A 12,807-nucleotide genomic window follows, 5' to 3' on the forward strand; every position below is an offset into this window, starting at 1 on the left:
TGTTTGGAAACAATCTAATCAAAGGAAGTAGTTTCATTTTATGGTGGATGTGATAGAAAAAAGTCGATTTCCAGTGGAGTAAAGAAATCGACTTTTTTATTTATTTTGTTGAATGAAAGCAACCGTTAGCTTAATAGCAAAGGATTATAACCGTCTATTTCTCCCAAAGCTCAATTAGACGACCTTCAGGATCTTTAATCCAAATAAACTTTCCGAACTCACTAATTTCTTCTTTCTTTTCAAGCGGTACGCCAATATGTTCAAGATGCTGCATAGTCTCATTTAAATTATGTACTTCAAAATTTAACATCACTTGCTGTTCTATTGGAAAATAATTATCATTTTCGGTAAAGAAAGAAAAAATAGTCTCATTTCCTAATTGGGGTTTAATCACAGTCCCATTCCAATCTTCTATTTCAATTTTCAACACTTCACTGTACCATTTTTTTATAACATCAAGATTTTTAGTTCTCCAAAATATTCCCCCGAAACCTTTTATCATCGAATATAACTCCTGTCTATTTAAAAATTTTTAAGTATTATATATTCAATATATCAAAACAGTAAGTGTAAGGAAAATCAATAACGTATAAAAAGTGAAAAATTCCAATTACTAGTATTGTAGTATTTACCGCATTATGGAAATCGGTATCACTTTTCAAAGAACTTACAACCCAAGTAAAGGTATATAGTAATACTGACTCGTATGAGGTAATGAATGAAAAGGGAATAGAACAAATGCCAATGATAAAAGACCGCATATGAAATGAAAGCCATGTGCGGTCTTTTATATATAAGTATAGTATTACATAGTCTCGCTAATTTTAGTTTCACTTTGAGTGTTAGTAGCAATTCTTTTCTTAACTTTAAAGTGATAGTATGTGTAGCAAAAAACGATAAACGGTAAAGTGCAATAGATTCCAAGTCGTTGTTCTGGGATGAAAATAAGACTGATTAATATAATGCCATACAATCCAAAACCAAGAATTGGTACAAGTGGATAAAGTGGAGTTTTAAATTTTAAGTCTTCTAATTTTCCACCGTCTGCTAAATAATGTTTACGGAAAAAGAATTGAGAGACACAAATTGACATCCAAACAATGATTGTTATGACGCCAGAAATTGAAATTAACCATAAGTAAACTGTTTCAGCAGCTACGACGCTTGTTAAAAGAGAAAAAGCAGAAATAGAAATTGTCAAAATTAAAGCGTTTAAAGGTATTCCTCGTGAAGATAATTTCTTTAAAAAGGCCGGAGCCATTTCATTTTTTGATAATGACCAAAGCATGCGAGTTGCGGCGTACAGTCCAGAGTTTGCGACAGAAAGAACAGCAGTAAGAATAACAAAATTCATAATATCAGCTGCATATGGAATACCGATATTATCAAATACAGCAACGAATGGACTTTTGGTTAATCCAGCTTCTTCCCAAGGAATTAAAGCAACAAGAACAAAGATTGCTAAGACGAAGAAAAACATCGTGCGCCATATAATATTTCTAATAGAACGAGGTAAAGTTTTTGCTGGATCTTCACTTTCACCTGCTGCGATTCCGACAAGTTCTGTACCTTGGAAGGAATAATTGACTGTAACCATTGTTAATAGAATAGCTGCAAGTCCATTTGGGAATAAACCGCCATGATTTACGAAATTTGATAATAACGGGGCTGGTTCGTCGCCTTTTAAGTCAATAAAACCGAACATAGCGGCACCGCCAAGGATAATAAAAGCTATAATGGCAGATACTTTTATACTTGAAAACCAAAATTCTGTTTCTGCATAACTACGAGCAGATAATGCGTTAATAGTGAAGATAGTAACGCCAAATATTAAACACCAAACCCAAACGGGAATATCTGGAAACCAGCGCTGCATTGTAATGCCGGCAGTTGTAAATTCAAGACCGGTCGTATTCGCCCAGCTTAACCAATACAACCATCCGATTGTAAATCCAGTTGCAGGATTGATGAACTTAGTTGCATATTCCTGAAAAGAACCTGAAACAGGCATGGCTACAGCAAGTTCACCAAGACAAAGCATAACGAAATACATTAATAATCCACCAGCCATAAAGGCAAGTACGGATCCACCAGGTCCAGCTTGACTTATAATAAAACCAGATCCGTTAAATAATCCCGTTCCAATCACACCACCGAGTGCAATCATGAATAAGTGTCTACTTTTCATCGTACGTTTTAATTCATTGTTTGTATTACTTACTTGCGTCATTGTTTTCCTCACTTTCGTAGTTGATAGAATGAAGTTTGATGTTTTTCCGTATTGTGGAATGTATTCCGTGATGTGAAATCTTGTTATAATTTTCAGATAATTAAAAAGAAAAGTCAATATTTTTTTGTTCGCGCTTACAAATTGTTATCAGTGGCATATTTTTATTTTTAGAAAATTGAATAAATAGATTGATTTCATTTTAAATTTTTGTTAAATTGATAGGTAATTGAGCAAACTAGCATATTACAAGTCAGGCTGAGGTGAGTTATTATGGTGCAGTCCATTGATCGAGCGATAAGTATTATAAAGTTGTTAAATTCTACTAATGAAAAAGAGTATTGGGCTATTTCTGATATAGCGGACAGAACACATCTCCCAGTTAGTACAGTACATAGATTACTTAACTCTTTAATCGAGCATGGGTTAGTTACACAAATTTCAGAAACGAAACAGTACAAAATTGGGCCAATGTGGATGGAAATAGGATTACGTCAATTGGAGAAGGTAGACTACAGATCTGTAGCAAGAGAAGTGATGAAGCGGTTAGCTTCTGAGGTCGAAGAAAGTGTGTATTTGAACATTCCAAATGGAACACATTCTATTATCATTGAAAGAATGGATAGCCCTTTAAAAATTCGAGTTATTGATAACTTAGGGGAACAAATTCCACTTTCAATTGGTGCGGCAAATAAAACGATGCTTGCCAATATGAAAACGAATGAAATGGAACATATTATAGAACATTTACTTTCTTCATTACCAGAACAAAAGCACATTCTTTTAGATCAAATAAAGCAAATAAAAACTGAAGGATATGCGGTAAGTTATGGTGAAAAAACAGAAGGGACAGCTTCAGTAGCTGCACCTATTATCGGATTTAATCATAAAGTAGTAGGAGCATTAAGTGTTGGGTTAATTAGTCACCGCATTAATGATGATCGACTATCTTTTCTGATTAGTAAGGTAAAACAAGCAGCTCATGAAATATCAATAAAAATCGGCAGTACATCAGAGCTATAATTTTGATAACTGTCGTCATTTTTTATTCATATACTGGAATTCATTTTCATAATGTGGAAAAATAGGGGGATTTATATGTCAAAGTGGCAATCAAAAGAACAATTGATTCAATTATTAAGCAGTCTTGTTGAAATTCCTAGTATTACAGGTACAGAAGCTGAAGTGATATTGCCAGACTTTGTTGTGGAACAATTATCTGATTTACAGTACTTCAAAGAAAACCCGCATCATTTGCAAAAAAATCCGACGGGGGACGGACGATATTTTGTTACAGCCCTAGTGAAGAAAAGCGATAGTACAAAAAATACCGTAATTCTAGTTAGTCACTTTGATGTTGTAGATGTGCAAGATTACGGAGTTTGGAAAGAAGATGCATTTAATCCTAAAATGTTAACATCTATGTTTTATTCTCATAAAGATGAATTACCAGACCATGTGCGTGAAGATATAGAACAAGGAGATTGGCTGTTTGGCAGAGGAACAATGGATATGAAATGCGGCCTCACATTACAAATGGCAATGATTGAGCAAGCCTGTGAAGGAAGATTTGACGGGAATGTTCTTTTATTATCTGTTCCAGATGAAGAAGTAAACTCTGTAGGGATGAGGGCTGCTGTTCCAAGACTACTAGAGTTAGCAAGAGAACATAACTTGGATTATAAAACGGTATTAAATTCAGAGCCTATGTTTTCACGACATCCTGGTGACCAAAATAAGTATATTTATACTGGTTCTATTGGTAAAGTGTTACCTGGATTTCTTTGCTATGGTAAAGAAACACATGTAGGTGAACCATTTGCAGGTTTAAATGGGAGTTATATGGCTGCTTTATTAACGGCTGAATTAGAATTGAATACGGACCTTTGTGATGTTATAGAAGGAGAAGCAAGTCCTCCGCCAACTAACTTACTTCAACGGGACTTAAAGGAGGATTATTCTGTACAAATTCCGCATCGTGCAGTCACATTATTCAATTTGTTTTTACTAGAAAAAACGATGACAGATGTCGTTTCAATGTTACGTCAAAAAGTAACGAAAGTAGCAGAGAAAATAGAAGAATCATACGAGAAGCAAGCATATCGTTTTTCTAAATATAATCCGTTTATACCGCCTAATATGAAAGTAAATGTTTTAACGTATGAAGAGCTTATCGCTTATGCAATTGAACAACATGGGCAAGAGAAAATAGATGATATTCAATCTAGTATAATAAAAAATAGAGAAGATAAAGATGATCGTGCGGTAACAATTGATTTAGTAGATAAACTATCTATTTTATGTAAAGAAAAGGCGCCGATGATTGTACTTTTCTTTGCTCCACCATATTATCCAGCTGTAAGTTCACGCAACAATCCGTTAATTAAAGATGTAGTTGCAGAAATGGAAAAGTATGCTCACTACAATCATAACATTACATTTGAAAACCAAAACTATTTTGGGGGAATTTCAGATTTGAGCTATGTGGGCTTACAGAATCCACTACATTCAATGAGTTCACTTGTAGACAATATGCCATTATGGGATAAAGGTTATTCGATTCCACTTCAGGATCTAGAAGAGTTTGACGTTCCGGTATTAAATATGGGGCCGGTAGGAAAAGATGCACATCAATGGACAGAACGTTTAGATGTAAATTACGCATTTGAAACGCTATTAGATATGTTACCGAAATGCATTGAAAAATTATTAGTTTCTAATAAAATTACACAATCATAGTAGGGAATAAGGAAGGGATAAAACTGAAATTTCAAAAGAAGATACAAATAAAATTATTGTAGTATAATCAAAAAAACGGACAAACTCAAGTATCTATGAGTTTGTCCGTTTATCATTTAGTGCAAGCGAGAGAGTATGTAATCCACCGTTTTCTAACTAAATTCAAAGCTAACGTGATCTCTTTTATAATTTTACTTTTTCGTTTGCCCAGATAGTTCAACAGACTTTTGTGTACAGCGCTGCATTGCTGAAATAATTGCAGTTCGTAATCCTTTTTCCTCTAATGTTGCTACAGCTTCTATCGTTGTTCCGCCAGGAGAACAAACCATATCTTTCAATTCACCTGGATGTATGCCTGTTTCTAGTACCATTTTTGCAGAACCTAACACAGCTTGAGCAGCGAATTTATATGCTTGATTTCTAGGCATACCATCTAATACAGCTGCATCTGCCATCGCTTCTATAATCATATATACGTATGCTGGCGACGAACCACTTACAGATGTTACAACGTCCATTAATTTTTCGCTTACGATCTCTGTTTGACCAAAGCTATTGAAAATGTTTAGCACATCTTCTAAATCTGTTTCTGTCACCATTTCATTAGGGCATAATGCAGACATTCCTTCTCCAACAAGGGCAGGTGTATTAGGCATTACTCTTACAACCTTTAATTTTTTAGCAAAAGCTTCTTCAGTACTTTTAATGCTTTTCCCGGCAGCGATCGTTACGACGATAACATCGTTTTTGATTACTTCTTTTATTTCGTTAATGATTGATGCGTATAGGTCTGGTTTAATTGATAAAATTAAAATATCAGCATTTTTAGCTACTTTATTGTTGTCAGTAGTTGTAGTTAGCCCATATTTTTCACTAACATTTTTTAAATTCATAGTGTTTAAATCCGAACAAATAATATTATTTGCAGACACTATCTTTTTGTGTAGCATCCCACCAATCATAGCCATTCCCATATTTCCGCAACCGATGAATCCAATTTGTTTATCCATAATAACTCAATCTTGCTCCTTTTATAATAAATTATATCATTTCGAAATTGCTATCTTAAAATAACAATAACATCTTTATGTAATATAAAGAAACATTCTAAGAGAATATATTCCTTTTTGCAACACCAAAAGATAAAAATCAATTATATTCGACATTATGTAAATATATACACTTTAATTGTAGGTTTTATGTTGATGAATATGAGTTAAACTTATATCGATTTGTATTTTCATTCAGTACGGTAATAATTTCATACAAGTAACTTACCGCTCTATTTATTTTTTAAAATACTTCTTGACACCAAATCAAATTATATCGCATAATATAAAAAATTAAACCGAAAATCGTTGAAGGGAAATAGTACATATGTCTTCTTGCGAAAGAGAGTGGAATTCACCGGCTGAAAGATTCCTCGTATAGAATATATCGAACCTATCCCTGAGTCTTAAATGAAAGTTTAGGCGTTCGCCTGCGTTATAGGCGCCAAGTGGATATCTATGTATATCAATTAAGGTGGTACCGCGGAACAATGACCGTTTCGTCCTTTTTATTTTATTAAGGGCGAAGCGGTCATTTTTATTTTGCTCTTAAATAGGCTAGGCGCAGCATTGAAAAGAATAGAATCGCTGCAAGCTATATGAATAGAAGTGTAATTTATAAAAAACTTTGATTTTAGACTTGGGGGATAAAAAAGTGAAAAAACAACGAATTGTTGTAAAGATTGGGAGTAGTTCCTTGGCAGATAGTCACGGAGGCATTTCTAAAGAACAACTTTCAGATCACGTTGCCGCATTGGCTCGATTGAAAGAGGAAGGGCATGAAGTTTTGTTAATTACATCTGGGGCTGTCGCTGCAGGTTTTTCAGCTCTAGGGTATCCTAGTAGACCTGTGACAATTAAAGGAAAACAGGCAGCTGCAGCTGTCGGACAAAGTTTGTTAATGCAGGCGTACACGGAGGAATTTCGTAAATATGGTATCGTTACTGCGCAACTATTGCTGACGAGAAGTGATTTTTCTAGAAAAGAACAATACAGTAATGCTTACGCTACATTAGGAGAGTTACTAAACCGTTCTGCTCTTCCAATCATTAATGAAAATGATTCCATCTCTTTAGAAGAGCTAACGTTCGGTGATAATGATATGCTGTCAGCTTTAGTAAGCGGGCTTGTCTCGTCGGATATGCTAATGATTTTTACGGATGTGAACGGTTTATACGACAAAAATCCTCAGAAAAATGCGGATGCGAAAAAGTATTATTTCCTTCCTGAAGTTACGGAAGAAATCGCTTCTCTTGCAGGAGATGCTGGGTCCAAACTTGGGACTGGCGGTATGAAGTCAAAAATTGATGCTGCGAAGATAGCACTTTCTCTTGGCGTGAGTGTATTTATTGGAACAGGACGTGGACAAGAGAAATTTGTAGATGTTTTGAAGGGCAAAGGTGATGGAACGTATGTCGGAAATGCTCCTCAAAAAGAAATGAAAGTGAATAAGCAATGGATTGCCTTGCATTCGCTTGTTAGTGGACAAATTGAAGTAGACGCTGGAGCAGCTACTGCTATCATTCAGCATGGTAAGAGTCTTCTTCCTGCTGGCGTTACAAATGTTTCAGGATTTTTCCAAGTTGGCGATGTCGTAGAAGTAATGACGCAACAAGGGCACGTAATTGGAAAAGGACAATGCACATATAGCGCAGAGGAATTAAGAGAGATAAAAGGTATGCAAAGTCAACATATTCAAGCAAGAGGCGAAAGGCATAATTATGAAGTCATTCATAGAGATTATTGGGTGTCACTTTAAGAATAGTGATGTTAAAAAGGAGGAAATGAAGATGAATGAAGTGTTGGCAAAGGGAAGAAAAGCGAAAGAAATTGCTAGAGAACTTGCACTAAAATCTACAAGTCAAAAAAACGAAGCACTTGCTGCTATTGCTGAAAGGCTAATAGTAGAAACAGCTTATATTGTAGAGGAAAACAAACGTGATATCGAAGAAGGTAAGGCAAAAGGATTTTCTGATTCACTCCTTGATCGACTTATGCTAACTGAACAACGAATTGTTGATATGGCAGAGGGGATTAAGCAGTTAATCGAATTACGTGATCCAGTTGGAGAACGTGTAAGTGAATGGAAGCGACCAAATGGACTATCTATTCAGGAGATGCGTGTACCACTTGGTGTTGTTGGGATGATTTATGAGGCAAGGCCAAATGTAACAGTAGATGCTGCTACAATTTGCTTGAAAACAGGAAACGCAGTTATATTACGTGGTAGTTCTTCTGCTATTAATTCTAACAAAGCCATCGTTTCCGTTATTCACCGAGCGCTTAAAGAAACAAACTTGCCAGAAGAAAGTGTACAGCTTATAGAAGATACAACACGGGATAGCGCAAAGCAGTTGTTTACAATGAATGATTACTTAGACGTTCTTATTCCAAGAGGTGGCAAACAATTAATTGATACGGTAGTGAGAGAAGCGTCTGTTCCAGTACTTGAAACAGGTGCGGGAAATTGTCATATTTTCATTGATGAAACGGCAGATAAGCGAATGACAATTGATATTATTATAAATGCAAAAACGCAGCGTCCATCTGTATGTAATGCAATTGAAACGATTGTACTTCATGAGAAGTGGGCAGAGCAATATGGTAGCGAGTTGTTTTCTTCTTTGAAGGGAAGAGGCGTGGAGCTACGTGGTGATCAAAAAGCATTGGCATTGGATTCTTCAATTGTACTTGCTTCAGCAGAAGACTGGGGGACAGAATTTTTATCTCTCACGCTGGCAGTTAAAGTAGTTTCTTCTATAGAAGAAGCGATTCATCACATAAATACGTATGGATCTATGCATTCTGAAGCGATTATTTCAAAAAACGAGGAAAACGTCAGCAAATTTTTCACTTCTGTTGATGCGGCGGCACTTTATCATAATGCATCGACACGTTTTACTGATGGATCTGAATTCGGATTTGGAGCAGAAATTGGCATCAGTACACAAAAGCTACACGTAAGAGGACCAATGGGGCTTCCAGCATTAACTTCCACAAAATATGTGATTCGTGGTAATGGACAAATTCGAAAATAAAAATAAAAGACACTCAATTTTCGTTTGGGTGTCTTTTATTTTAAAAAGTATTTACCATACAAAAAGCCCAACGAGCATAGCGCTTAATAAGGAAACAGCCATTCCGCTTACAAGAAGCTTCCAAACATTTTTCCCGATGACTGATGATTTTTCGCCGCCAAATAATGAGTTGTAAGTTCCATAAATCATACCCACTGTACTAAAGTTAGCAAAAGAAGCAAGAAAGGTTGTTGCAACCGCAATCGTATGTGGTTGTAAAGACTTTAAGTTTGATTTTAAATCCATCATTGCAACAAATTCATTCGTCGTTATTTTGATCCCCATAAGTTCAGCTACATACATAGCATCACTGCCCGATAAACCGAGTAAAAAAGCGAAAGGACTAAAGATAATGGAGAAGATTTTTTGAATTGTTAAACCTGTTACAAAAAATCCTAAAATCCCATTTAAACATGCAGTTAATGCTACATAACCAATTACCATAGCCAAAATAACAATAACCATATTCATCCCGACTAACATACTGTTGGAAATAGTAGAAAAGAAATCCTTTTTTTCATGTTTGGAAGGTGTGTAAACAACATCTTCTTCTTTCGAAACTTCCACAGGATTTAATACATTAGCTAAAATTAATGCGTTAATACAATTTAATGGGATTGCGCTGAAAATATATGTTGCTGGAACCATTGATAAATAAGCACCAAGAATGGATCCGCTGACGCTACTCATACTCATAATTCCAAAAGTCAGCAAACGATTTTCTTTTAAAACAGATAATTGATCACGAACAACCGCAAGTGCTTCGGTGTTTCCTAAAAACATCATTTGAATCGAAAAGAAACTTTCTAACTTTGGTAAACGAGAAATCTTTGAAATAACTGCACCTACTTTATCAATAATCCAAGTTAAGATTCCAAAATAAGAAAGAATATCAAAGAACGTGATAACAAAAATGATAGGAAGTAACGCACTAAAGAAGAAATCAATGTGCTGACTTTCCATAGCTGAAGGAAAGGCAAATCGAATACCTTCATTCGCACATGCTAGTAGCCAACTGAAAAATGACGCTATTTTATTAATGATAATACTGCCTAGCTTTGTGCCTAACATAAACCACGTAATAAAAAGCTCCAATAGGATGAGAATTACAATTGGTCTCCATTTTATATGTTTTTTATTAGGCGAACATAGGAAAACAATTAATATGACAACGAAAATCCCTAACATATTTAATATGAAATACATGTCAACAACTCCTTGAAAGTTATTATTTGTATATAAAAAAGCTCCTATTCTTCTTAATTTAGAATGAATGTATTTCAGCTTAAATTTCATTAATTCTAAAAATATAGAAGGTGTAATTCGATAAAAATAGAATATAATATATAGTAAACAGGGAGGGGATAAAATGGAGGTCTATCACATAACGAGTAGAAAGAGGGAAACTTACCATGTTCAAGTGAAGTATTCGATACTTTTCGAATGCGCACTTGGCATTGCGGCAATCACTCATAAGAGGTTAATTGATACACTTGAAAAGAGTCAAAATGAATGGGAAGAAATTAAGGAATCATTAACAGAAGAAATGAGAGAGCACTTACAGTTTGTAGAAGAACATAATACGTGGAAAGCGTTACTTCAGTTGTTGTATAAAGAGGATTTTCAGGACTTAGCACAGTTTCATGCTAAAATCGATTCGCTTTCAGAAGTAGATTTGAAATATATATGCTTACCGTTTTTAGGCGAGAAGTATGAAAAGAAAAGACATTTAGCAGCAAGTGGGGACGTAACTGCAATATATGAACTAATGGAACTGACGCAGTATCATCAGTTTTTCTCCGCGTATATTCGTTTTATATGTAATATCGATGTGCAAAAACTAAAGGATCATTTAGTAGCCGTTATGACAGGTTGGTATGAGAGTGTTATTCAGAAAGAGGAAGAGAAAATACTTTCTATATTACAAAGAGACTATGAAGCGAAAAATGAGATGAATAAAAAGATGAAATCGGAAGAGTTCGTCGAGTGGGCGACTGGCGGTGTGAACTATATGCCAGAACCAAGTGTTCATAATGTACTTCTTATCCCGCAAATGACGTACAGACCGTGGAATATTGAGGCGGATATTGAAGATACGAAAGTATTTCATTACCCAGTCGCAAATGAAAGCATCCACCCTGAAAATCTATATGAACCGAATTATTTTTTAGTTCAAAAACATAAGGCACTTGGGGATGAAGCGAGATTACGCATTGTAAAAATTTTGTTCGAAAAAGAACGAACATTGCAGGAAATTACAGAAAGACTGCAACTCGGTAAATCGACTGTACACCATCATTTGAAATTGTTACGTGCAGCGAAGTTAGTGGATATACATGACGGGAAATATGTATTAAGAAAGAAAGCAGTACAGTCATTAGCGAAAGAATTAGATGCGTTTTTAAATAGATAATATGCAACTAGAATGCACATAAGGGGAGGAATTAAATAGAAAAGTTGGTGTATAAAATTGAAAAATGTGTTGAAAAATCGTTCGTTTTTTTTCATGTGGATTGGTAGCGCGATTTCAGAATTGGGCGGGGCTTTCGGAACGTTATGTAATTCAATTCTTGTTTACGAATTAACAGGGTCAAAAACAGCATTAAGTAGTATGTGGTTACTATACTTTATCCCATCGCTCATACTACAACTAATAAGTGGCCCATTTATTGATAAATGGAGCCGGAAGTGGATTATGATTTTTTCGCAATGGGTGCGGGCTTCGGTTTTCTTACTACCGTTAGTCATGTTACTTACTAGTAGTATAGAAGTTTGGCACATATATGTCGTACAAATAATAATTGGGCTTATTACGCCGCTGTATACACCTGCAAGTCAAGCCATTACACCGAGTATTGTAAATAAAGAACAGCTTCAAGACGCAAATGCGTATATTGATGGGATGGCTCGACTTATGATGTTTCTTGGACCAATATTAGGCGGAGTAGCTATTCATTTGATTGGAGTAGAACTTACACTATCTTTCGTATGTATTTGTCTATTTGTTAGTGGCGCTTTTTTACTTTATATAAAAGAAAAGAGAACAAAACAATCTATTCGGAAAACGTGGTTAGAACAGTTTCTTCACGGTTTTACATATTTTTTCACAAAACCAGTTATCGTTTGGCTCTGTATTTTTCTTACTTTCGTGCAATTTGGAGTTGGGGTTACGCTAGTTACAAATCTTCCTTATATAAAAGACGAGCTGTCAGCCGGGTATGCAGAGTTTGGTTATTTTATGGCCGGATTCCCATTTGGCTATGTAGTTGGATCTATACTAGTTGGAAAAGTAACATATAAAAGTCGGCGTATACTTATGCTTGGTGGATTGTTTATAGGAGGACTCACATATATTTCTCTAGCGTTCAATCACAGTATAGTAATTGCAGTGTTCATTGAAGTTGTTGCAGGCATTTGCATTGCCTTTTTCAATGTTCATAACACGACAATATGCCAACAAACAGTACCGAACAATATGATAGGACAAGTATTTTCAGTGCGTTTATTTTTCATACGATCTGCTATGCCGTTAGGTGTGTTATTAGGAGGCATACTAAGTGAAATCTGGGGAATAAGAGCACTATACTTTATTATCGGTGCGATTATATGTATTACTTCTTTAATAGGATTATTACTTCCGTATTTCAAATTTTTAGATGAGGCGATAGAAAAGAAATCAGCATAATTCAAAAAATTAAAACTTTACAATTGAAAA

10 protein-coding genes and 1 other annotated feature are annotated in these 12,807 nt (G+C 35.2%); of the genes, 6 read left to right on the forward strand and 4 right to left on the reverse strand.

Annotation, left to right across the window (positions count from 1 at the left end; all coding sequences use genetic code 11):
* Positions 1-154: 154 nt before the first annotated feature.
* Entirely contained in the window at positions 155-502 is a 348-nt protein-coding gene (locus AC1Q8N_RS01465; RefSeq protein WP_048547641.1) for a VOC family protein, read from the reverse strand.
* Between the two features lie 303 nt (positions 503-805).
* Entirely contained in the window at positions 806-2,230 is a 1,425-nt protein-coding gene (locus AC1Q8N_RS01470; protein ID WP_048547639.1) for an amino acid permease, read from the reverse strand.
* A gap of 270 nt (positions 2,231-2,500) precedes the next feature.
* On the opposite strand from AC1Q8N_RS01470, the gene AC1Q8N_RS01475 reads away from it, so the two are divergent.
* Both AC1Q8N_RS01475 and AC1Q8N_RS01480 read left to right on the forward strand, forming a co-directional pair.
* Positions 2,501-3,250 carry an IclR family transcriptional regulator gene (locus AC1Q8N_RS01475; protein WP_098049140.1) on the forward strand — a complete coding sequence of 250 codons (750 nt, stop codon included), beginning with the start codon at positions 2,501-2,503 and terminating at the stop codon, positions 3,248-3,250.
* Between the two features lie 75 nt (positions 3,251-3,325).
* Positions 3,326-4,966, forward strand: a complete 1,641-nt coding sequence (locus tag AC1Q8N_RS01480; RefSeq protein ID WP_493521023.1) for a M20/M25/M40 family metallo-hydrolase — start codon at positions 3,326-3,328, stop codon at positions 4,964-4,966.
* A gap of 191 nt (positions 4,967-5,157) precedes the next feature.
* Here the strand turns inward: AC1Q8N_RS01480 and proC are convergent, their stop codons facing one another.
* Positions 5,158-5,976: a pyrroline-5-carboxylate reductase gene (gene proC, locus AC1Q8N_RS01485; protein WP_431097289.1), complete on the reverse strand. Its 819-nt coding sequence runs from the start codon at positions 5,974-5,976 to the stop codon at positions 5,158-5,160.
* Between the two features lie 339 nt (positions 5,977-6,315).
* Positions 6,316-6,526, forward strand: a binding site (T-box leader).
* Positions 6,527-6,670: 144 nt separating this feature from the next.
* Here proC and proB point away from each other — a divergent pair.
* Both proB and AC1Q8N_RS01495 read left to right on the forward strand, forming a co-directional pair.
* Complete coding sequence (gene proB / locus AC1Q8N_RS01490; protein WP_048547630.1) at positions 6,671-7,774, forward strand: glutamate 5-kinase; 1,104 nt, start codon at positions 6,671-6,673, stop codon at positions 7,772-7,774.
* 31 nt (positions 7,775-7,805) lie between these two features.
* The gene (locus AC1Q8N_RS01495) at positions 7,806-9,053 is read left to right on the forward strand and encodes a glutamate-5-semialdehyde dehydrogenase (RefSeq protein WP_493521024.1); all 1,248 of its coding nucleotides are present in this window, start codon (positions 7,806-7,808) and stop codon (positions 9,051-9,053) included.
* A 51-nt stretch (positions 9,054-9,104) separates the two neighbouring features.
* On the opposite strand, the gene AC1Q8N_RS01500 is transcribed toward AC1Q8N_RS01495, so the two are convergent.
* Positions 9,105-10,298: a NupC/NupG family nucleoside CNT transporter gene (locus tag AC1Q8N_RS01500; protein WP_000273601.1), complete on the reverse strand. Its 1,194-nt coding sequence runs from the start codon at positions 10,296-10,298 to the stop codon at positions 9,105-9,107.
* Positions 10,299-10,461: 163 nt separating this feature from the next.
* Between AC1Q8N_RS01500 and AC1Q8N_RS01505 the strand changes: the two genes are divergently transcribed.
* Together AC1Q8N_RS01505 and AC1Q8N_RS01510 are read left to right on the forward strand one after the other, a co-directional pair.
* On the forward strand, positions 10,462-11,505 hold the full coding sequence (locus AC1Q8N_RS01505) for an ArsR/SmtB family transcription factor (protein ID WP_431097293.1): 1,044 nt from the start codon (positions 10,462-10,464) through the stop codon (positions 11,503-11,505).
* 57 nt (positions 11,506-11,562) lie between these two features.
* Positions 11,563-12,777 (forward strand): MFS transporter, encoded by a 1,215-nt coding sequence (locus AC1Q8N_RS01510; RefSeq protein WP_141520080.1) that lies wholly within the window; start codon positions 11,563-11,565, stop codon positions 12,775-12,777.
* The last annotated feature ends 30 nt before the right edge of the window (positions 12,778-12,807 follow it).

The organism is Bacillus sp. GW823-FHT06B01 (genome assembly GCF_058952315.1).

Excerpts from the sequence above, each read along its gene's own strand:
- AC1Q8N_RS01480 (WP_493521023.1), top strand. The coding sequence starts at position 3,326 with ATGTCAAAGTGGCAATCAAAAGAACAATTGATTCAATTATTAAGCAGT.
- AC1Q8N_RS01465 (WP_048547641.1), bottom strand. The coding sequence starts at position 502 with ATGATAAAAGGTTTCGGGGGAATATTTTGGAGAACTAAAAATCTTGAT.
- AC1Q8N_RS01475 (WP_098049140.1), top strand. The coding sequence starts at position 2,501 with ATGGTGCAGTCCATTGATCGAGCGATAAGTATTATAAAGTTGTTAAAT.
- proC (WP_431097289.1), bottom strand. The coding sequence starts at position 5,976 with ATGGATAAACAAATTGGATTCATCGGTTGCGGAAATATGGGAATGGCT.
- AC1Q8N_RS01505 (WP_431097293.1), top strand. The coding sequence starts at position 10,462 with ATGGAGGTCTATCACATAACGAGTAGAAAGAGGGAAACTTACCATGTT.
- AC1Q8N_RS01470 (WP_048547639.1), bottom strand. The coding sequence starts at position 2,230 with ATGACGCAAGTAAGTAATACAAACAATGAATTAAAACGTACGATGAAA.
- AC1Q8N_RS01500 (WP_000273601.1), bottom strand. The coding sequence starts at position 10,298 with ATGTATTTCATATTAAATATGTTAGGGATTTTCGTTGTCATATTAATT.
- AC1Q8N_RS01495 (WP_493521024.1), top strand. The coding sequence starts at position 7,806 with ATGAATGAAGTGTTGGCAAAGGGAAGAAAAGCGAAAGAAATTGCTAGA.